This is a genomic window from Dysgonomonas hofstadii, assembly GCF_014196915.1.
Taxonomy (GTDB): Bacteria; Bacteroidota; Bacteroidia; order Bacteroidales; family Dysgonomonadaceae; genus Dysgonomonas; species Dysgonomonas hofstadii.
In genome coordinates, this window is sequence record NZ_JACIEP010000004.1 from 84171 (window position 1) to 107467 (window position 23297).

Below are 23297 nucleotides of genomic sequence, written 5' to 3' on the forward strand. Positions count from 1 at the left end.
AGATAGTAGCCATTTAAAATCTTTTAGGAGGAAGAACACATTTCAATATCTATCTTTTCTACATCGAACTACAGGTTAAAAAAACGAAGATCACTGATCGAAATACATCAATACATGAAAAAGATTTCCGTCATATTATTATTTATCTTATTATATGGTTGTTCCAATAATAGAATAATATCTACCTTTGATATTCTTACAGAATTTAATCAGGAGGTAGCATCTGTTCTTTATCTGAAGAGTGATTGTGATACAATATACCTGACAGATCATTTCCCTTTATTGGATTCTCCAGACTCTATCACTTCTCCCAATGTAAAGACAACATTGATAGATAAGGATAAATTCGTAATATTCTCAAACCGTGAAGATGTTTTGAGCTATATAAATATATGGAAAGATAAAAAGAAAGTTTCACTATTTACAATCAGGGATACGGATCAAAAATGGGACACTATACGGCCCTGGATTATTACACAAGGACATCTGGATTATAAAATTGAACTCCTGTTTTCGGAGATACCCGGGAAAGTTATAGTTATGTGGCAAAACACTATTCTGCCTGATAATTTCTACTCGTTTTCCGAAACTAAAATGTCTGTAACTATACCTGCTTTAGCTGACTCAATGTTTCGCTCTTCTATACGTATAATAGCTGTTACCCCTGACGGAAGAACTACGAACGATGTATTAGTAAAACTGCAATATGGAAAAGTATTAGATAATACAGCAAATTTAACCCGGAAAGATAAACAAGGATTTATTCTTTACTCACTGATGATCGACCGTTTCAATAACGGAAATAAAACGAACGATAAACCATTAAACGAGTCGGATGTACTGCCTACAGTTGATTATCATGGGGGTGATATCAAAGGAATAACAGAAAAGATAAAGAGTGGTTTTTTCAATAATCTGGGAATAAATACAATCTGGATTTCGCCCATCGCTCAAAATGTAGAAGGTGCATGGGGACTCGATAAAGATCCGTTTACACGTTTCTCGGCTTATCATGGATACTGGCCGGTTAATCCCACAGTTATCGATTATCACTTCGGAACGGATGCTGAATTACGGGGAATGCTTGACGAAGCGCATAAGAATAATCTAAACGTCATATTAGATTATGTTGCCAATCATTTACATCAGGAGAGTCATGTATTGAAAAATAATCCGGATTGGAATACTCCGATGTCTCTACCCGACGGGCGCCCAAATATACGATTATTTGACGAACAAAGGCTTACAACATGGTTCGACACGTTTTTGCCTACTCTTGATCTGGAAAGGAACGATGTTTGTGAAGCCATGACCGATTCTGCTCTATATTGGCTACAGACATACGATTTTGACGGATTCCGTCACGATGCGGCAAAGCATATTCCTGAGAAATACTGGAGAATGCTGACAAAAAAAATCAAACAACGGATTGACAATCCTGATATATTCCAAATTGGAGAAACTTATGGGAAACCTCAGCTGTTAAGAAGTTATGTAAAAAGCGGAATGCTTGACAGTCAGTTCGATTTTGGGATCTACCACAGTGCGGTAAATACATTTGGTACACCTGATAATACTATGAAAGACTTATTTAAAGACCTGACACGAAGTCTTAACTGCTATGGTTACCATAACCTGATGGGGAACATATCAGGCAATCATGACAAACCCCGTTTTATATCTGTTGCCGGAGGTACTGTGAGCCTGAAAGAGAATACTAAAGCGGCAGGACGAAAACGGAAAATAGAAGTGGGAGATACTGTCGCATACCGGAAGCTGGCTCTTCTCGAATCATTTATGTTTACCATTCCGGGTATACCTTGCATTTATCAGGGTGATGAATACGGTGTGCCGGGAGCAAATGATCCGGACAACAGGCGAATGATGCAATTTGACGAGTATGATCACAATGAATCGAAGCTTTTGGAAACAGTAAAAAAACTGACAAAAATACGTTCGTCCAGTCTTCCTCTTATATATGGAGATCTTATACCATTGTATTGTGATGATGATCTATTTGCATTTGTAAGGGTGTACATGGGAAAGAAAGTGATAGCTGCGTTCAACCGTAGCGGAGAATCGAAAGAACTGAATATACAGCTACCTTTCAATGCGTCTTTTACTAATCTCAAAACGAACTTTGGTCAGATAATTGAAAATAACAATGATACCCTGACCATACTATTAGAACCTTATGCTTTTGAAATATTAACCGAATAAAATAATACCATACTATGTCTAAAATCATAAAAATAGGAGGTGTTGTATTAGCCTCAGGCTTGTCCTTAAGTGTCGCAGCACAACACAAACAGGTAAAAGAGGAAAACACAAAACGACCGAATTTGTTGTTGTTCATCGCCGACGACTGGTCATATCCGCATGCCGGTGTATATGGAGATAAGACTGTGAAAACTCCAGCGTTCGACTTTGTCGCAAATAACGGGATGCTTTTCTCTACGGCTTTGTGTGCAGCTCCTACATCCACAGCATCGAGAGCCGCAATTCTTACAGGAAAATATTCGCATGCTTTGGGGGGAACAGGTAATCTGTGGAGCCTTTTTCCTAAAGATATGCCAACTTATGCAAAAACACTGGATCAGAATGGATACAGTGTAGGATACACCAAAAAAGGATGGGGACCCGGTAAATTTGAAGACGGGGCATGGGCAGATAATCCGGCCGGGCATTATAGCGATAACCTGAAGAAATTCATACAGGATGCCCAATCTGAGAATAAACCGTTTTGCTTCTGGTATGGAAGTAAATATCCGCATCGCCCTTATGAAAAAGGCAAAGGACGCGATAATGGCATTGATCCCGACAAGCTTATAATGCCTGAATATTTACCGGATACACCTCAGGCACGCATCGATATGGCCGACTATTACTACTATGTGGAGAGGCTGGATTATGAACTTGAAGAAACGATTCGCATACTTAGAGAAACAGGAGAATTTGACAATACACTGATCATAGTTACAGGGGATAACGGGATGCCATTCCCAAGAGCCAAGGCATCACTATACGATGCTGGAACTTTAGAGCCTTTTGCTGTTATGTGGGGGAATAAAATCGGACCAGGTATAGTATGTAATCAGGCTGTCAGCTTAACCGATATATGCCCGACCTTCCTTACGGCAGCAGGACTTCCTGTTCCGAAAGATGTTCAGGGAACGGATCTTCTCCCGTTATTACTTGAAAATAAGCCTTTAAAAAGAGAATTTGTAAATAGTGGCAGAGAACGCCATGGTTATAATGCAAGGGTAAATCATGTAGGCTACCCGAGCCGTTCGTTACGTAGTGATGACTTCCTTTTGATACACAATTACTACCCTGAAAGATATCCGGGAGGTGATCCGAAAAATGAGTTTAACGAACTCGGTGGACATAGCGATGTGGATAGCTCCCCGACTAAAACAGAGATTATTGCCCGGAAAGATGAAAGCTACTTCACTCCGTATTATGACCGTGCTTTCACATTCCGTCCGGAATGGGAGTTATATGACGTGAAGAAAGATCCGAGCCAGTTCTTTAATCTTGCTAATGATCCTCAATATACCAAAAAGCTTAATGACCTGAAAGCGAAAATGAAGAAATGGCAGGAACAAACGGTCGATCCTCGTGTAAAAGGCCCTACTGACTTATGGGATCATACGCCATATTTTGGAAAAGCCAATACCGATGCTGCTGGCGGTGGTCAGAAAGGCAAAGGAAAGGGTAAAGGAAAAAGACATCAGGTGGAACAAACAGAAGAATAAAACTAAAACGATTATATCATGAAAAAACATTCAATATTGGCCTTAAGTTTGGCGGTTCCGACAGCCTTTGCTGCTCAGGAAAACCGGCAACAAGAAGCTAAACCTAATGTGCTGTTCGTTGTTTTCGACGACATTGGCTGGGGCGATATGGGTTATAATGGAAGTACCCTTGTTCCTACTCCCAACTTTGATCGCCTGGCATCTATGGGGGTATCCTTTTCGGACGGATATGTCACAGCTCCGATAAGCGGCCCAAGCCGGAGTGGAATGGTATCGGGCATGTATCAGCAGCGGTTTGGTATGCAGATCAATGCCGATTATCGTACCTCACAAATACCCGAAGAGCAAAAAACGCTACCAGAAACAATGAAAACAGCTGGATATAATACAGCTTTGGTTGGTAAATGGCATGTATGCCGTAAACCCGAAATAGTATTCGACGAAGTATATGAGCCGATAGAAATAAGCAGTAATTATTTTCCGAATTCAGAAGGACAGTATGATAAGGCACGTTTGCCTATACTCTGTGAAAAGCCTGTAACGGGTGATGATGAATATATGACAGACAGGTTAACCAACCGTGCTATAAGCTTCATCGACAAGAATAAGAACACACCATTCTTTCTCTATCTGGGATATAATGCTGCACATAACCCATGGCAAGCGGCACAGAAATATTATGATAAACTTTCTGATATCAAAGAAGAATATATGAGAGTATATGCGGCTATACTCGCTTCAGCCGATGATAATCTGGGGCGTTTGCTTGATTACCTTGACGAGAATAAGCTCACAGATAACACAATAATTGTAATGGTTTGTGATAACGGCCCGGCAAAAGGTGGTCCCGAACTGAAAACATGGGATGGTTACGACCCTTTACGAACATATATCTTCGGACAGACAGGCGGGCTTCGCGGACATAAAGTAGATTTATATGAGGGAGGTATCCGTACGCCGATGGTAATGGCATACAAACCTCGCCTCAGAGAAGGAAAAATATTTAAAGACATGATTTCAAGCCTTGATTTTTACCCTACAATATGTGAACTTGCGAATATCGATGTACCTGAAAAAACTCATCTGGATGGGGTTAGTCTTGTAAAATATCTTAGAGAAGAGACTAAGCAGCAACCACATGATATCCTTTTCTGGAAACGTGCGAAAAATGGCGCTGCACGGATGGGAACATGGAAACTTTGTATTGATGGCGATAAATCGGAACTGTATAGCCTAAGGGATGATATCGGGGAAACTAAAGACCTCTCCGAAGAATATGCTAATATCAAAAAACGAATGCTCAGGGCATGGGAGAAATGGAAAGACGAAATGCCGGAAAACACTTCGAAATTACAAACCCGGGATAATGACGGGCAAGGTGAATAAAATTGAGTTATAGAATTGTAACCTAACTAAATATACTTATGAAAACAAATGGCATAATTTTCTTTATGTTGGCACTCCTATTGTGTCTGGTTTCCTGCGATGACGACGAAAAAAGTTATCAGGGAGAGGTGAAAGTAAATAAGATACTGTTTCAGGACGGAGATAATCTGACTATACCTTTCAACGAGGAATTTATCTTACAATGCGAAGTCGATATAACTCCCAAGAATGGAATTACTCCCGACCTGGAATGGACTAGCAGTAACAACGAAATTGAAATACTGGATACTAAAGGTGGAGCGTGTAAACTTATGGGAGCAGTAGAAGAAGCGGTTTCCACTATTACAGCTAAAAGTCCTGATGGAACTATTGTCGCAGAGTGTAAAGTGACTGTGGCTAAGATTTATATCAGGCTGAAAAGCGAAGAAGGCTACATGATAGTAAAACCGGGCGAAACTCTGAATATGTTGTATGATATCCTGGATAATAATTTAACGGTAACTGCTGTGGAATGGGCTTCCGCGAACAGTAACGTTATCACAGTAGATGCAACTTCCGGATTGGTTACAGCTAAAGCTGTCGGCAACACCGAGATCATCCTCACGGCACAGACATCTATGGGAGAGATGATTATTAAAGAAGTAGTGACCGTAGCAAATGATATACCTCTTACAGGCGTTTATTTGCGGATTATATCAGGTAGTAATCAGACAGAATATACTTCGGATAATTCTGATAATTGTACGACAATAGATGCCAAACTCAATGGAAATAAATATGTCTACATAGAAGTAATGTATCTGCCTGCCAATACTACATATGCTTTACCTACTGATGGGTCACTAAATCCATGGAGCGATGACGGACAAGGCAAGTACAATACAAATTCTGCTTCTGGAGGCACAGGCCGTAGCGACAGAAAAGTTGTCCGTGTGCTACCGAAAGTTGTAGGAACAGGTGTGTTGACTGCAAATATCAATGGTAATTCGGCATCTGTAGCTATTACTGTCTACTAATATCTGATACTGATGAAAAAACTGATAATAATAACCCTCTTGTTTTATGTCGTTACTGTTGGCGTTTTTGCTCAGATGGTTAATAAAGTTGAGCCTCAATGCTGGTGGACGGGAATGCGGACAAATACAATAGAGCTACTGGTCTATGGTAACGACATCAAAGGGATGCATGTAGCTGTTTCTCCCGGACAAACTAAAATTGTCCGGGTAGAAAATGGTGACAGCCCCAATTACTTGTTTGTAACCATCGAGATAGGAGAACGGCAAAAGCCGGGTGATATCGACCTGATATTTACAAAGGGAGATAATAAAGAGATTATAAAATATCCGTTATTAGCCCGCGAAAAAAGTGACGAATTACATAACGGCTTTGACGGATCGGATGTTATCTATCTTCTTATGCCGGATCGTTTCGCCAACGGAGATGTGTCCAATGATGCCATATCTAAAATGAAAGAAAAAGCTGACCGGAAAAACCCGAACGGACGTCATGGCGGCGATATTGCCGGAATAATAAGCAAACTGGACTATCTCTCAGAACTGGGAATAACAGCTATCTGGCCTACTCCCTTATGGGAATCCAATCATGAGAAAAACAGCTATCATGGTTATGCCTGTACCGATTTCTATAATATAGATCCTCGGTATGGTAATAATGGGATGTATAAACAACTGGTAGAAGAATGTCACAGACGAGGCTTGAAAATGATTATGGATATGGTTCCCAATCATTGTAGCATATCCCATCCGTGGATGTCTGATCTTCCGGTCAATGACTGGATTCATCCGATGCCTGACAATTATGTGCGGTCACTCGCCATATCGTCATGGACAGACCCTTATGTTTCCGGGATCGATTATAAATGGAACAAGGATGGATGGTTTTCTCCGCTCATGCCTGACTTGAACCAGAATAACGACAAACTTCTCCGTTACTTGACTCAGAACGCTATCTGGTGGATCGAATATGCCGGGCTTGACGGTGTAAGGGTAGATACATATCCATATTGTGAAAAAGATAAAATAGCACTTTGGACAAAGGCTATTATGGATGAATATCCTCATCTCAATATTGTTGGCGAAGTATGGCAATCACAACCTTCAGCTGTTGCATACTGGCAAAAAGATGCCTATAACAAAGACGGATATAATTCAAATTTACCTTGCGTAATGGATTTTCCTCTCATGGATGCAATAAAAGAAGCTTTCAATTCGGGGAATAACAATGTTCGTAGAAGCACAAATAAATTGTTTGGAATTTTGGCGCAGGATTATCTCTATACCGACAGGAATAATATCATGACCTTTGCCGATAATCACGATACCGAACGTATTGCGACACTGATAGGCGGAGATAAGGATTTATATAAAGCCGTATTTGCTTTCCTGCTTACTACAAGGGGAATACCACAATTCTATTACGGTTCGGAAATAATGATGAACAGTGAGATTGAAGGTATTTATACCTCAAATGCTAATCGTAAAGAGATGGAAGGCGGATGGCTTGGTGATAACCGCAATGTTTTCACGCAGGCAGGAAGGTCTCCGGTCGAAAATGAAGTATTCAACTATATAAGCAAATTACTGAATTGGAGAAAAAGTAAACCTGTGATTCATTCAGGTAATCTCAAACATTTCAAACCGAATAACGGTACATATATCTATTTCAGATATGATAATTCCGATTGTATAATGGTAATTTTAAATATTACTGATGAAGCTGAAGCTATTGATACGGCACGCTATGCGGAAATGCTCCAATATTACAAAACAGGGGTAGATGTAATGACGGGAGAAAATATTAATGACCTTAGAACTATAAATATAGCACCTAAAAGTGCAAAAATCATAGAATTAAAATAATAACCTCTTAAACCTAATTAATATGAAACATATTTGGCAATATAAGATGTGTACAGCGAAGACTATTTGTCTGGCAATCTGTTGCTTCGTCTTCTTCCTGATTGGAGGTGAGGCATATGCACAAACCAATACGGTTATTCAGGGAAAAGTTATAGATGAAACCGGTTCTCCGATGATAGGGGTTACTGTTGCGGTGGAAGGTACTACAACAGGTACAATGACTGATGATAATGGTAATTACTCGTTACAATCGGCTCAAGGTTTTACACCTGCCCAGATAATAACCTTTTCATTCATCGGATACGAAAAAGTAACTGAAAAAACAAACGGGCGTCAACATATTAACATAACTATGAACCCGGTTTCTGTAGAATTTGACGATGTAGTTGTCATCGGATATGGAACTGTGAAGAGAGGCGCCGTTACCAGTGCCGTATCTGCTCTCAAAACCAGCGAAATGCCTAAATCATCGACGGCCTCACTTGGTAGTATGCTGGCAGGACGTGCTTCGGGTTTGATCGTGCAACAAACATCCGCAGCTCCCGGTGGCGCTTTGAATTTCAGTATTCGAGGAGGAGGTACTCCACTCATCGTTATAGACGGTGTGCCGATGTCCCCATTGGGCGATCAGTACTTATCGGAAAATAAGAAAGAGACCGGAAATAAACTGGCTTCTGTACCAACGGATAATAACTTTATCAATCTCAACCCGGAAGATATAAAATCGATAGATATCCTAAAAGATGCCAGTGCGACAGCCATTTATGGTTCTAGGGCTGCGAATGGGGTTGTGTTGATAACCACAAAACGGGGAACCGAGTCGAAGGTGCAGGTATCTTTCTCTGCATCAGCATCGTTACAGAAGATGTATGGTATGCCCGAAATGTTGCAGGGACAAGACTATATGAGGGAGAGAAATAAAATCGCACGTGAAATATGGATGAATAATAATAATGTTTATCCTTACGGAACACGTCAGTGGACTGATTTTATGAATAATGATGTGGCATATCCATATACGGAGGCAGAAATAGCTGCATTCACAGGAGGTACAAACTGGATAGATGAGGTAACCAGAGACGGATTCTTACACAATGAATCGCTGAATGTTACAGGAGGAAGTGAGAAGACACAATATTTATTCTCTATGAGCAATCTGGATAACAAAGCGGTGATAAAAGGGAATGATTTCAACCGTTTCACCATGCGTCTGAATCTCGATCAGAAATTCAACAACTGGATTAAGGGTAATGTCAGCCTCTCCTTCAGCCGCAATAAGCTGGATAACATTTATGGAGAAGGCGGCAGAAGCGGGGGCGCGCAATTTGCAGGCGTCATTGCCAGTTCATTGGAGTTTAACCCGGTATTGCCTATCAGGGATGAAGATGGCAAATATGTATTGAATCCAGATCGTACAAACCGTCCTAATCCGGTTTCTTTCCTTGATGCGCAGGACAAAAGTAAACGAGACGACATATTTGGTACGGCTTCAATCGAGCTTACCCCAATTAAGAATTTGATGATAAAAGGTACAGTGGGAGCAAATCTGAGAAATAATGAACGTAAGTCATATCTTCCTTCTACAATATCGATAGGGAATCAGGCTTCAATGTATGCCTATATCGGAGAGAATAAGAACGAAAATTATCTTGTTAACCTGCTTGCCGACTATAAATTCAATCTGGGAGAGAAGCACAGCTTCGGTATAATGGGAGCTTTCGAATATGAAAATAAAGAACAATTCGGGAAAACAATGGTAAACTCCGATTTCCCTTCTGATGATTTCTTATGGAATAATATGGGAGCAGGAGCAATGACACGTCCGGAAGTGACCTCATATCTGATAGGAGAAGAAAGAGCATCATATATAGCCCGTTTCAATTATGCCTTTAATAATAAGTATCTCTTAACGGCTAATCTACGTGTAGACGGTTCATCTAACTTTGCCGAAAATAAACAATGGGGCGTATTCCCCGGAGTGTCTGCCGCATGGAGAATAACAGAGGAGCCATTTTTACAAAACAATAAAGTAATCAACGATCTGAAGCTAAGAGCCGGATACGGTAGAGTCGGTAACGATGGAAACCTTACCGGAACCTACTCCTACCTCGGAACGAAATACTATGCTTTCAATAAGATACCAACAGCCGGATTGGGAATGGAAAAGATAGGAAATCCGGATTTAAGCTGGGAAACAAAAGACAATTACAATGTTGGGTTAGACTGGGGGTTATTTAAAGGACGGCTTTCGGGATCGGTAGATTTCTACTATTCACGCATAACAAACCTTATCGGACAACGGCAATTACCGATCAATATGGAAGTGAATACAATGGATTATAATCTGAGCCAGGTGGATGGAAACAAAGGGGTTGATTTGAATATCAGTTCTGTAAATTTTCATAATAAAGACTTCAAATGGTCTACCGATATTGTATTTTCATATTACCGGAATTTCTATATCCGCAGAGATGCCAATTATGTACTTGGGATAAACGAGAAACAACGTCAGGACAAAGGAGAAATATGGCAATATGAGATAGACGGTCTGGTACCTGCCGGAGAAACGAATGCCGGAGCTATCAAGGTAAAAGATGTAAATGGTTACCTGCGCGATGAAAACGGGAATATAGTAATGGTAAATGGAAAACCTGCATATTCGGGTTCACCGGATGGAAAAATAGATGAGGCCGATTTGCAGCATTTTGGCAACAGTACCCCGATCCCTTTCAGTATCAACAATAGTTTCGAGTATAAAAACTTTGACCTGAATATCTATCTGTACGGTATGTTGAACAATTGGCAGAGCAATGCTACCTACCGTCTATTTAGCGGGAATATGGAGAATGTATATACTTACGGTGAAAATACACTGGCAAAATTAAAAAACAGATGGTCTTATGATAATATGAATTCAACGACTCCGTCTATATTTGCCACAGCAGTATCTTCCGGACAGGTGCAGCGTTTTTATTACGAGAAGGCATCGTTCCTGCGCTGTGAGAACATAACATTAGGCTATACGCTACCTAAAAAATTAACAAGTAAAGTATTCTCCAGTGTGAGGTTATATGCCACAGCCAGAAACCTTTTCGTTATTACTCCTTATTCCGGATCTGATCCTGAAACTGATTCACAGGCAGCTTATCCCAATCAAAGGACATATACATTTGGAATCGATATTAAATTTTAAACCGATAGCCATGAAAAAATATATTATATCACTTATAGCCGTATTATCCGTACTGTCATTCAACTCATGTATGGATTTAGAAAGAACGGATTCGTCAACCATTCAACTTGAGAATTTTCTCAAAAACGAAAATGACCTTAAACTGTACGTATATTCTCTTTATAAACCCTTCGGCTCTTCTAATGGGGATGCTAATGTTTGGGGATTTTATGCAACCCTGGACGCAGGATACTACTCTATAACGGAAAATACAACAGACATTTTAACCACCGATAAGTCTAATACAAATGCAACTTCTACGTTGTGCAACAGGCATAGCTGGCAGCTAAACAGCAATAATATTATGAATCCGCTCACCAGTAAATATTTTCCTAAGGTTAATCATCTGTCACAGGCACGAATGGCTTACATAAGGATTATGGAAACGGATTTGCCGAACAAAGAAAAGTATGCGGCAGAAGCACAGGCTGTTATTGGGTGGACAGGAATGATACTATATGATATGTTTGGTCCGGTACCGTTTGCCAGTGATGAACAACTTATAAAATGGGATGCTGATCCCCAGAGCGGCGAATGGTTGCCAAAACCAACCGGCGAAGTATTCTTAAATTACCTGATCTCCAATCTGGAAGAAGCGATACCGTTATTGCCTGAGACGCAGAGTGACTGGGGACGGATTACTAAAGGTGCGGCCAGAATGATGCTTCTTCGCATATATCTTATGAAAGGGGATTACCAAAGTGCTAAACCTATTGCTAAGGATTTGTACGAAATGGGAATTGAATCGGGTGTCGGAAACATCTATCGTCTTGAACCGTCCTATCAGAATGTTTTTAGTATAAGCAATGAAAAGAATAAGGAACTGATATTAGCCATCCCTTGCGACGGTACAAAAGATTATAGCCCGAACCAATGGTATTGCGCCGCTATGCCTTCCGATTATGTGCATATTTCACCCTATGCAACAGGTAGCAGTACGCACCGTATGAGATGGGATTTTTATGATACTTATGAACCGCATGACGAAAGGTTGAATACGATTGTCGCATCCTATGTCAACAACAAAGGCGTAACAAAAGACCGTAATAATGGTCTTGCAAGTGGAGCCATCCCTTTCAAATATGACCAAGACCCAAGCGCAAACGGAAACTTTTCCCGTAACGATATTCCTGTATTCCGCTATGCAGAAGCCATATTGATTTATGCCGAAACGATATTCGAAACAGAAGGCGTTACACCGCAGGCTATCAAGTTGGTCAATCAGGTTCGTTCCCGAGCAGGTGTGTCCGGTATAGAAACGATAGATGGCGGAATCCATGTGGCATCGCCGGATGCTTTTCGCGAAGCCATTCTGTTAGAAAGAGGGCATGAACTTTATTGTGAGGGTGTAAGGCATATGGATCTTATCCGTCATGGTAAATGGGCTGAATATGGCAAAAGAGGGCTTTCAACAGCCGATGCCAGCGCTTATAATAATGACCCTAACCGTTATGTATTCCCTATTGATCCACAAGTGGTTATCGATTCGAAAGGCATTATCGAACAAAATGTTGCATATAGATAATTCTGAAAACTATGAAAAGATATAACAGCTACATAATGGCGGCAACTGCCGGAGTTGCCACTATTGTATCTCTGAATTCGTGTAAAACGGAAAAAGAAACGGAAAAACAGTACAACATTATCCATATAATGACTGACGATCATTCGTGGCAAACAATAAGTGCATACCCGCATCCGGTTTCCAAGATGGTACCAACTCCCAATATTGATCGTATTGCCCAGAAGGGGATGCTGTTTACACAGGGTTGTGTAGAGAATTCAATTTCAGCTCCCAGCAGGGCAACGCTTCTCACAGGTTTATACAGTCATAAACATGGTCAGAAAACACTGACTAAAGGATTTAAAGAAGATAACACTGTTTTTCCTGAATTATTACAGCAAGCCGGCTATCAAACTGCTATTGTCGGCAAATGGCATCTGAAAACCGAGCCGAAAGGTTTTGATTATTATAAAATACTTGAAGATCAGGGCGAATACTACAATCCGGAGTTCAGGACGAAGGAAACAAACGGAGAGTATATCAGGGAAGAAGGGTACGCGACAACTCTTATTACGAATCATGCTATCGAGTGGCTCGATCACAGGGACTCAACGAAGCCTTTCTGCCTGTTGGTTCATCACAAAGCGCCACACCGTAACTGGATGCCGGAAGAAAAATATCTGAAACTGTATGAAGATATGGAATTCCCTTATCCCGAAACGTTCTTTGATGATTATTCCACTCGCGGCGAAGCGGCAAAATCCCAGGAAATGAAGATTGCCGACTTTATGACTTTACGTTATGATCTCAAAGTGAATGAAATTGTAAAAGAACCTAATAGCGAGCAGGAAAAATGGTCATTGAATGGTTGGGAAAAGTCTCGATCGAGAATGACGCCCTCGCAAGTTGCCGCATGGGATGCTGCTTATAAGCCGAAGAATGAAGCATTCCTGAAAGCAAACCTGAAAGGAGAAGAACTGGCTAAGTGGAAATACCAGCGTTATATGAAAGATTATATGCGTACCATAAAGTCGGTTGATGAACAAATAGGAAGACTACTTGATTATCTGGAAGCAAACGGAATGATGGAAAATACACTTATTGTCTACACGTCCGATCAGGGATTCTATATGGGGGAACATGGATGGTTTGACAAACGTTTCATGTATTCCGAGTCGATGCGGACGCCTATCCTGGCTATGTGTCCGGGTAAGATACCGGCAGGAGTTGTTTGTGACGCATTGGTGCAGAATATTGATTTCGCTCCTACTTACCTTGACTTTGCCGGTATTACTCCTCCGGCTGAAATGGATGGCTTATCCATAAAGGAGATTATGGCGAACAATAAGACACCACAGGACTGGCGAACATCTTTATACTATCATTATTATGATTATCCCGCAATTCACTCGGTAAGGCGCCACGATGGAGTATATGACGGAAGATATAAATTGATTCATTTCTACGGAAAAGGCGAAGGTAAAGATGCAGGGCATGATTTGGATTACTACGAATTCTTTGATCTGAAAACTGATCCGAATGAAGTTAAAAATATATATGGTAAGCCGGAATATGAAGCTGAAATAAAAAGGCTTACTAATGAATTAAATTCCTATCGAAAAGATCTCGATGTCCCAGAATAGCGATTCGGGACTGTGATTAACATTAATATTGATTGATTTCGAACCTGTGAGGCTCATGTTTCTTTTTTTCCGGGAGCCTTGCAGGTTTGATTTCTTTATGTGGTTATTTGAAATTTATTTCCTGAAGCTGATTTTAGGAATTTAAGACTTACTGAATATTTCTGCAGTCTTGCCAAATCTTCTTCAGTTATATTCGGCAGGCGCGAAATATCCATATCTTTTGTCCGTGTGAGGACTCTTAAAATAAGTATAAGATGTTTGGGTATTCCTGCGTCAATAAGATTTTCAAAAGTAACGTCGGTGTCTTCTACAACATCATGCAAAACGGCTACAATCCATTCTTCGCTAGTTGATACGTAACTCATCCCCCTTAAAGGATGAAAGATGTAAGGTGCCCCGGCTTTATCGGTTTGACCGAAATGGGCGTTCACTGCTATTTGTATGGCTTTTTCTAATATTTTGCTCATAGGCGTAAAGGTAATAAATAAAAAACTACAAGTTATATTGCTTGTCGTTTCTATAGAACGTTTTTTTATATCAGATCTAAATGTATGTTTCCAGTTTTTTCACTTCTTCCAGTGACAGATGACCTTTTATATCTCTAAAATAGTATCTACAACATTTTGTAAACGAATAGGATAATTTTTATTTCTTTTCCTTTATCCCAACTTGTCTCATTTGGAGTTGATTACAATGAAACTTATATCAATTTGAAATATTTTTTTTGCAGGAGTACGTAGTTTTTATTTTCAATACGTATTTATTAATAGCGGAATTAATTTATTGTTAACCTGTAAATTTATAGTATATGAATGAACTTTCCTGTAAATGCAACCTTAAAGCGAATAAGCCCCTTATTCTGAATTACATGAATTTGCTGTTTTTTTTAGCCCTGATTGTTTTTTGTGTGAGTTGTAGTGACGAAGATTCCGATCCAGCCTTACACTACAATATTGAAACTAGTGTCGACACTCTTGTCTTTGACCCAGAAGGCGGAGAAATGTCTTTTACATTAAATACGAATGCAAAATGGCAAATTCATACAAATGCGAATTGGCTTACATACACCCCAACAGCTGATTCGAAGAATGCTTCGGAACAGAAAATTACTGTTTCTGTTCCTGAATTTGTAGATTATACAACTCGGACAGCCATTATATCTATCAAGTCGGGCGATATTGATAATGATGTAGTAAAACGGAAATTTATCTTGATTACGCAAGTCGGTCCCGAAAAGCCTGAACGAGGTCCGGGTATTTGGTCCAAACAAGACCTTGTCGAGTTTGGCGAAGCAATATCCGGTAATCAGGATTATAGTCAATGGTCAGACGAGAATGGTATTGTTAACCTGATGGATAATATTGATTTCGGCGCAGATAAGATACCATGTATGGGTGGTATGAGTACCAATAACAACCTTATGGAAGGTAGCGATGCTGCTTTCAACGGAACATTCAATGGCAATGGACATACAATAAAAGGACAGCTGGATGGCGGTGATAAAATGATTGTGGCTCTCTTTACCCGTATCGGCCCTAAAGCCATCATAGAAAACTTGATTGTAGATATAACAGGTATATCATCATTCAATCAATCTAATGGGCATTTAGCTACTATTGTCGGGTTCTCGCTTTCGGCTGATGATGGATACATAAAAAACTGTATTGCAAAAGGTAGTCTAACCCAAACAGGCACTAACTCTACACGCGTAGGAGGAATAGTGGCATACGGAAGAACAAAAATAGTTGATTGCCAAAGCAATGTGGATATTCAGGCCGTGTCTAATCGCGTAGGCGGTATAGCCGGTGCAGGTGGAGGCTCATATACTTTTGAGAACTGTATCAACAACGGGAATATATCAGTCACTTGTGATGTAACACAGACAGGAGGCATTGTCGGCCAGCTAAATGGTCAGACACTTCTTGGCTGTATCAATAACGGCAAAATCAGCGTGACCGCAATTGGAGCCGTAGCTGTGGGTGGAATTGCCGGACAGGCTCAGGGTACAAGTAATATCGGAAATGACGGTGATGGATATGGTTGTGAAAATAATGGTGAAATAACCTTAGTTGCTACCGACCTTTCCTCCTCAGATAATGCAACTGTAGGCGGCATTGCCGGAAATGTTACAACTGCCACCGCAGTAATCAAAAATAGTTTAAATAACGCATTAGTCAAAAGTAACTGCAATAAAGAACTTGTAAGTGCAGGCGGCATTGCCGGAAAAGTCACGGCAGCGACATCTATCACTTTAAGTACAAATAGTATAAACGGGACGGTAATTGCTGCTCAGAATGCAGGAGGAATAGTCGGGAAAGCAACAGCGGCGCTATCTATTTCAGCTTGTACAAATCTTGGAAACATTGATGTACTCACCAATGCGACACTTCCTACTGCCGGAAGGTATATCGGTGGTATTATAGGACAGAAGGGTAGCGCAACATATACCGACTGCAACTATGGTGGTTTTGTCATGAGTATAGCGGGAACAAGTGCAAACGCAGAGGGTCATTAAGTTGTAAATCCCAATAGATAAAGAAACAGAGGATACAAGTCAATAAATATATGAATATGCAAAAAATGAATAATGAGCAATTGAAAAACTATTTTCTAGGAAACTGTACCGAAGAAGAGGAAGGAAAAGTGAAACAGTGGATTATTCAAAATAGTGATAGTCCTGCATTTTTGGATGCGATGACCCTACTGTGGGACGAAGTGCCGGAAATAAGAGATATTGAAAAAGCTCAGGATGCATACGCCAGGTTCGTATATAGTTTAGATAATAAATATGAATCTCTTGTTGTATCCTCTGAAATGAAATCGAACAAACAGAAATTAAAAAGAAGCATTCTATGGCTTCAGAGAATAGCAGCTGTTGCAGTTATTCCGTTGATAATGTTTGCCGCATATTATTACAACGAAAGTCGTCAGCCTAAAAACTGGGTTGAAGAATATGTTCACTATGCTGATAAAAAGCATATCAGACTATCTGATAATTCTTCAGTATGGCTTAACGCCGGCAGTAAGATTATATATCCGGAAAAATTTGATAGTAAGAAAAGGCAAATATTCGTCTCAGGAGAAGTGTATGTTGACATTGCTAAAGACCCTTCCAAACCATTTTATTTATCGGTTAAAGATATTGATATAAAAGTATTGGGTACGAAATTTAACGTAAAGTCATATCCCGAAGAAACCAGAACCGAAGTATCGTTGGTAGAAGGTAGTATTGATTTGGACTTTAAGTATAATGGAGCCAATCATAGCTATTCTTTAACTCCCGGAACCAGTTTGATATTCAATCATGCATCAGGAAAAGTAGAGTCATACAGTTTTTCTTCCGACGATTATATTTCGTGGAGTGATGAGAATGCAGGTATCTACTTCCGAAATATAACACTCGAAGAGATAGCATTAGAATTGCAGCGAAAATTCGATGTATTAATTGTAATACGAGATGAAAACCTGAAAAAGGAACTCTACTACGCTTCATTTGTAAATAACGAATCACTCAACGAAATACTGGAAATGCTAAATATTAACAAAACCTTGAAATTTATCCGAAAAAATAATGTAATCGACATTTTTCCTTCAAAATAATGAAAAACAATATTAACTGATTATTAATATGAAACAACTTATTAACCTTAAATACTGTTGTGTAATCTTTATTACACTGGGTCTCAGCCTTGTTTCTTTGTCTATGCAAGCTCAAAACATAACATTGAAACTGAATCAGGTAACGGTGCAGCAAGCTATTGAGATGCTGCAAAAAAATTATAATTATTCGGTAGTTATAAAAACAAAAGATATTGACTTGAAACAAAAGATATCCATCAATGCCGAAAATAAAGATATATCCAATATAGTAAACGAAATATTTACAGGGCAAAACATTGCAGTTAATATTATCGGGCGTAATATTTCGATTTCTAAAAAAGAGATAAGTCCAGTATCTCTTTCACAACAACCCGGTTCGGGAAATAAAATAGAGATACAAGGTCGTGTTGTAGACCGCACTGGAGAACCGGTAATCGGAGCTGTGGTAAGAGAGAAAAATACTCAAAATGCTCAAATGACCGATGAGAATGGATATTATAAGATACAGGTAGCTGATGATTCACTTCTTGAGTTCTCTTTTTTAGGATTTCAACCGGAAACTGTATCTTCTAAAAATCGCTCTACAATAAACGTTGAATTGTCCGAAGCCGTATCTGAATTAAATGAAGTGGTGGTCGTTGGATACGGGGTGCAGAAGAAAAGCGATTTGACAGGGTCTGTAACTCAAATCAAAATGTCTGACTACGAATCGAAACAAGCCTTATCTTTAGGGGATTATTTGAGAGGTGCAGTTGCCGGACTGAACATTGCCCGTAGCTCTTCGGTAAAAGGACAACAGACTTTATCCGTAAGAGACCAGACTTCCCTTAGCGGGAAAGGTTCGCCTTTAGTTGTCATAGATGGAATGATATATCCGGGAGACCTGAATGACATCAACCCAAATGATATAGAATCAGTCTCAGTAATGAAGGATGCCAGTTCTACTGCTGTTTACGGGGCAAATGGTGCTAATGGAGTTGTTCTGATAACCACTAAGAATGGGAATAATGAAAAACCTACCATCCGTTTTGATTTGAAAACAAGTTTTGCTAAACAATTTAATCTGCAAGAAACTTATGGTGTAAACGAATATCTGAAAATGCGGGGAAATAAACTGTTAACAGATAAAGCTCCTAATTCAGATAAAGAAGAATTCTTCTCTAGTCCATATGAACTAAAAAACGTTGATTTGGCTACATGGATGGGCTACGACGGAGTGAATCCTAATAGTGACCCAACTGAAGTCTGGTTAAACCGTTTAAAGTTATATCCGGGGGAAATAACAAATTATTATAACCGTAATTCAGTAGATTGGCTCGATGAAGTATTGCAAACGGGATATTCAATAGACTATAACGTCAGTGTTTCGGGAAAATCTAAAAACTTAAGTTATTATTGGTCTTTGGGAATGCTTGATAACACAGGTGTCGTTGTAGGCAGTAAATATAAAAACATCAGATCGCATGTTAATATAGTAAACGATATCACTAACTTCCTGCAAGTAGGAATAAGAGCAAATCTTTCTTCATCCGATTCGGGCGGACAACAGGCCGATTTAGCATACGCATTCGACAATAGTCCTTTAGGCGATATTAAAAACGAAGACGGAACATATATGCGCTATCCGAATACGGACAATATGGCGAAAAATCCGCTTGATAAAACTCAATGGGATAATTACGATAAAGGGCTGAATATACTGGGTATCGTTTTTGCAAAGTTGACACTTCCATACGGATTTCAATTCGAAACGAACTTCAACAATATGTGGAAAAGTAGGCGTAACTACCTATACAAGCCATCATGGACTATCGACGGAATGAGAGATTTGGGTATGGCGGAAAGGAATGAATATAACGAACATGTCTGGTCGATAGACAATATACTACGTTGGAATAAAACATTTAATACCATACATAAGTTCGATGTGACTTTATTGCAGAGTGCAAACCAATATAAGAGCAATGAAACCATAGCCGGATCAACAGGATTTACAACCACTGAGCAGCTTGGACACCATAATATCGGATTAGGTGATATCAAATCGTCTGCATCTAATGATGAAGAGGATAGAAAAGCCTCATATATGGGCCGACTTAATTACTCCTTAATGGATCGTTATCTTTTGACTTTATCGATACGAAGAGATGGGGACAGTCGATTTGGTCAGGACAAGCCTTGGGCAAATTTTCCGGGATTGGCATTAGCATGGAGATTAAGTGAAGAATCGTTTATGCAGAAAGCAGATTTCATAAGTAATCTGAAACTTCGCTTCTCGTATGGAAAAAATGGGAACAGCAATATTGGCCGTTATGATGCTATCTCCCAATTAGATAACGGATATACTATAATCGACGGGCAAAGTGTAGTAACTATGTATCCGATAAAAATGGGGAACAGGCTACTACAATGGGAAAGCACCTTGTCTACGAATGTTGGATTTGATCTGGGTTTGTTCAATAATCGCATCAATATAACCACAGACCTATATCAAAGAACAACTACAAATATGCTGACCAGTAGAGCATTACCTACAATTACAGGTTATACTACAGTAAGATCTAATCTTGGTGAAGTTGAGGGGAAAGGATTGGAGTTAACTGTCAATTCTCTGAATATCAATACCTCAGCTTTCAGGTGGACATCTGATTTTACTATGTCGATGAACCGTAATAAAATTAAGCACCTATATGGGAAGACGGTAGATGTATTAGACGAAAACGGAAACGTAGTGGGACAGCGTGAAGCTGATGATCCTACAAATGGCTATTACATAGGACATGCCATCGATGAAATATATGGCTATCAAATTATAGGAGTATGGCAAAAGGGCGAAGAGGAAGAAGCTGCTAAACAGGGCCGTATTCCTGGGGATTATAAGACATACATGAATAGTGAAAGTACAAGCCTGTCCAGTGCTGATTATCGTTGGCAGGGATATACAACGCCACGAAGCCGTATATCGTTACGAAATACAATGACATTCTTTCGCTCCTTAACCCTTTCATTCATGCTTCGTGCAGAGTTAGGACATAAAAAAGCAAGTAATGAGATTGCTGTAGGAGGTTATGCCGATCGTATTTCACAAATAAAATACCCGTATTGGACTGAAGAAAATCCTTCCACTTACTGGGGACGACTCGGTGCACAAAAGACTGGAACACTTTACAGAAATGCATCTTTCCTACGCATTGAAGATGTATCATTGTCATACGAGCTTCCTAAAAAACTTGTAAATAAACTTTCCATTCAAAATACACGATTGTTTTTCAATGTTGATAACGTTTATTGTTTTGACTCATGGAAGTATTGGGATGTGGAAACAAAAGCCCCGATCCCTACTACGTTTACATTTGGAATTAGTTTAACATTATAATATGATTATTTAATATGAAAACACTATATAAGATCAGTATTCTACTATTAATTACATTTTTAGTAACAAATTGTACATCAGATTGGCTTGAACCTAAGATGCCTTCCAAATCTGTACCGGAAAATATATATACAACAGTTTCTGGTATGCAGTCGCTCATTAATAAACTATGTGAAGGACTTCGTCCCGAAGTAATGGGTAGGGGAACGAATATGCGCCGTGCATATGAAGGTTCCGATTTAGCTGTATTAGTAAATGGATCGCCCCGGGATTACGACTCAGAAATGAATCCTACATATTCTGTCCCAAAAGACTTCTGGGATCAGGCGTATAAACAAATTAGCTATGCTAATGTTATTATTTCCCGTATAGAAGATGTACAAGCGTCTGAAAGTCAGAAAAATGAATTGCTTGCAAATGGATATTTTTTCTTAGGTTATTGGTATTACAGGCTTATAACTACTTATGGAGATGTACCGTTGGTTACGGAAGAAGTTTTATATCCCAAGCTGGACTTCAAGACTGCAACCCAGCGGAAAATCATATCTACTATAATACCATACCTTGAATTCGCCACTAAAAACCTTCCTGTTTCAGTGTCGCCCGGACAAGTTAACCGAGCAGCCGGAAATATGTTGCTTACGAAATATTATCTGATGGACGGACAGTTCGATAAGGCTGTATCGTCGTCGAGCGAAGTAATAAACACACCTTCCCTCAAGCTTATGAGTGCGCGTTTTGGAGCATTGCTTACAAATCCGAGCGTAAAAATACCAAACCCCAATATTATGACTGATTTATTTTATAAATACAACGCCTCAGATGTAGCGAACACCGAAAAAATATTGGTTGTTCAGGATCGGCCAGGCATATTAGGGGGAACAACGGGTAGCGAACGTATGCGTGAACATCTGGTAGAATGGTATAGAGGTAATATGGATAATGATAAAGGCACTTCTTCTTTAGGAACAGGTAGTGGGAATGTAAGTTGTGTAGACGGAAACACCGGAGGGCCAGGGCCATTGGGTGAAAGTGCTGGCCCTCAGATTTTATGGACAGGACGTGGTATAGGTACTCAGAAAAAAACATGGTACTTTCATCATACAATATGGGCAGATAAGGCATTTGCTAACGATATGCGCCATAGTGCACCTAATTGGTATCCAATGGAAGCTCTGGTATATAACCGTCCCGGATCGAATGTGTATGGCCAACATTTGAAAATAGAGTTCTGTCAGGATACATTACGTAATTGGGATTGTATTGTATACAATAAGGTTGTAGTAGATGATGAAACCCGTTTATCTGATAATTTCAATTTGATGGGAGGTTGTATGGACTGGTACATATATCGTTTGGCAGAAGCTTATCTGATGCGTGCCGAAGCTTTGGTTTGGCTGAATAGAGGAGGCGATGCTGTTGCCGACATAAACGAAGTGCGTACCCGTGCAGGTGCTTTACCTATGAGTGGGACAGCCACATTAGACGATGTCTTAGATGAAAGAGCTCGTGAATTGTTTTTAGAAGAAATGCGAAGACAAGAATTGGTAAGGATAGCTTACACCATGGCTAAACTGAACAAAAATGGATATACTCAGGAAAACATCGGTATCAAGAATTGGTTTTATGATAGGCTGACTTCTAAAAACAATATTTACTTTGATACAACAACCGGTACTCCCCGCGACTTCGAATACAATGGAAGAAAGTACAAAATAAGTCCTTATCACATCTATTGGCCTATACCAGAAAGTGCTATTAATGACAATACAATGGCACGTATAAACCAAAATTTCGGGTATGTAGGGTACGAAAATAATGTGGAACCAGAAGATTAATAATCGATAAAAATTCATGTTGTAACAAGTTTATTTATCAACGAGCCAAATTATATCAATAAATTACTGTTATACATAATC

The 23297-nt window shown here is 39.6% G+C and carries 13 protein-coding genes; 12 read left to right on the top strand and 1 reads right to left on the bottom strand.

Going from position 1 to position 23297, the window contains the following annotated elements; translation table 11 throughout:
- The first annotated feature begins 114 nt into the window (after positions 1-114).
- The 8 genes from GGR21_RS06450 to GGR21_RS06485 are packed head-to-tail and all read left to right on the top strand — an operon-like array spanning position 115 to position 14402.
- Positions 115-2220 (top strand): alpha-amylase family glycosyl hydrolase, encoded by a 2106-nt coding sequence (locus GGR21_RS06450; RefSeq protein WP_183306382.1) that lies wholly within the window; start codon positions 115-117, stop codon positions 2218-2220.
- Positions 2221-2234: 14 nt separating this feature from the next.
- Positions 2235-3758: a sulfatase family protein gene (locus GGR21_RS06455; protein WP_183306383.1), complete on the top strand. Its 1524-nt coding sequence runs from the start codon at positions 2235-2237 to the stop codon at positions 3756-3758.
- A gap of 18 nt (positions 3759-3776) precedes the next feature.
- The gene (locus tag GGR21_RS06460; RefSeq protein ID WP_183306384.1) at positions 3777-5144 is read left to right on the top strand and encodes a sulfatase family protein; all 1368 of its coding nucleotides are present in this window, start codon (positions 3777-3779) and stop codon (positions 5142-5144) included.
- A gap of 38 nt (positions 5145-5182) precedes the next feature.
- Positions 5183-6160, top strand: a complete 978-nt coding sequence (locus tag GGR21_RS06465) for an Ig-like domain-containing protein (protein WP_183306385.1) — start codon at positions 5183-5185, stop codon at positions 6158-6160.
- A gap of 12 nt (positions 6161-6172) precedes the next feature.
- Positions 6173-8023, top strand: a complete 1851-nt coding sequence (locus GGR21_RS06470; protein ID WP_183306386.1) for a glycoside hydrolase family 13 protein — start codon at positions 6173-6175, stop codon at positions 8021-8023.
- Between the two features lie 22 nt (positions 8024-8045).
- Positions 8046-11216, top strand: a complete 3171-nt coding sequence (locus tag GGR21_RS06475) for a SusC/RagA family TonB-linked outer membrane protein (RefSeq protein ID WP_183306387.1) — start codon at positions 8046-8048, stop codon at positions 11214-11216.
- Between the two features lie 10 nt (positions 11217-11226).
- Entirely contained in the window at positions 11227-12780 is a 1554-nt protein-coding gene (locus GGR21_RS06480; protein ID WP_183306388.1) for a RagB/SusD family nutrient uptake outer membrane protein, read from the top strand.
- Positions 12781-12791: 11 nt separating this feature from the next.
- Positions 12792-14402, top strand: a complete 1611-nt coding sequence (locus GGR21_RS06485) for a sulfatase family protein (RefSeq protein ID WP_183306389.1) — start codon at positions 12792-12794, stop codon at positions 14400-14402.
- A 95-nt stretch (positions 14403-14497) separates the two neighbouring features.
- Here the strand turns inward: GGR21_RS06485 and GGR21_RS06490 are convergent, their stop codons facing one another.
- Entirely contained in the window at positions 14498-14869 is a 372-nt protein-coding gene (locus GGR21_RS06490) for a GTP pyrophosphokinase (protein WP_183306390.1), read from the bottom strand.
- 341 nt (positions 14870-15210) lie between these two features.
- Between GGR21_RS06490 and GGR21_RS06495 the strand changes: the two genes are divergently transcribed.
- Genes GGR21_RS06495 through GGR21_RS06510 form a run of 4 tightly spaced genes read left to right on the top strand, consistent with a single transcriptional unit; the run spans position 15211 to position 23216 of the window.
- Positions 15211-16917 carry a BACON domain-containing protein gene (locus GGR21_RS06495; protein ID WP_183306391.1) on the top strand — a complete coding sequence of 569 codons (1707 nt, stop codon included), beginning with the start codon at positions 15211-15213 and terminating at the stop codon, positions 16915-16917.
- A gap of 56 nt (positions 16918-16973) precedes the next feature.
- Positions 16974-18002: a FecR family protein gene (locus tag GGR21_RS06500; protein WP_183306392.1), complete on the top strand. Its 1029-nt coding sequence runs from the start codon at positions 16974-16976 to the stop codon at positions 18000-18002.
- Positions 18003-18030: 28 nt separating this feature from the next.
- Positions 18031-21378, top strand: coding sequence for a SusC/RagA family TonB-linked outer membrane protein (locus GGR21_RS06505; protein ID WP_183306393.1), 3348 nt, complete (start codon positions 18031-18033; stop codon positions 21376-21378).
- Positions 21379-21392: 14 nt separating this feature from the next.
- On the top strand, positions 21393-23216 hold the full coding sequence (locus GGR21_RS06510; protein WP_183306394.1) for a RagB/SusD family nutrient uptake outer membrane protein: 1824 nt from the start codon (positions 21393-21395) through the stop codon (positions 23214-23216).
- The last annotated feature ends 81 nt before the right edge of the window (positions 23217-23297 follow it).

Coding starts and splice junctions, on each gene's coding strand:
- GGR21_RS06450 (WP_183306382.1), top strand. CDS start 115: ATGAAAAAGATTTCCGTCATATTATTATTTATCTTATTATATGGTTGT.
- GGR21_RS06455 (WP_183306383.1), top strand. CDS start 2,235: ATGTCTAAAATCATAAAAATAGGAGGTGTTGTATTAGCCTCAGGCTTG.
- GGR21_RS06460 (WP_183306384.1), top strand. CDS start 3,777: ATGAAAAAACATTCAATATTGGCCTTAAGTTTGGCGGTTCCGACAGCC.
- GGR21_RS06465 (WP_183306385.1), top strand. CDS start 5,183: ATGAAAACAAATGGCATAATTTTCTTTATGTTGGCACTCCTATTGTGT.
- GGR21_RS06470 (WP_183306386.1), top strand. CDS start 6,173: ATGAAAAAACTGATAATAATAACCCTCTTGTTTTATGTCGTTACTGTT.
- GGR21_RS06475 (WP_183306387.1), top strand. CDS start 8,046: ATGAAACATATTTGGCAATATAAGATGTGTACAGCGAAGACTATTTGT.
- GGR21_RS06480 (WP_183306388.1), top strand. CDS start 11,227: ATGAAAAAATATATTATATCACTTATAGCCGTATTATCCGTACTGTCA.
- GGR21_RS06485 (WP_183306389.1), top strand. CDS start 12,792: ATGAAAAGATATAACAGCTACATAATGGCGGCAACTGCCGGAGTTGCC.
- GGR21_RS06490 (WP_183306390.1), bottom strand. CDS start 14,869: ATGAGCAAAATATTAGAAAAAGCCATACAAATAGCAGTGAACGCCCAT.
- GGR21_RS06495 (WP_183306391.1), top strand. CDS start 15,211: ATGAATGAACTTTCCTGTAAATGCAACCTTAAAGCGAATAAGCCCCTT.
- GGR21_RS06500 (WP_183306392.1), top strand. CDS start 16,974: ATGCAAAAAATGAATAATGAGCAATTGAAAAACTATTTTCTAGGAAAC.
- GGR21_RS06505 (WP_183306393.1), top strand. CDS start 18,031: ATGAAACAACTTATTAACCTTAAATACTGTTGTGTAATCTTTATTACA.
- GGR21_RS06510 (WP_183306394.1), top strand. CDS start 21,393: ATGAAAACACTATATAAGATCAGTATTCTACTATTAATTACATTTTTA.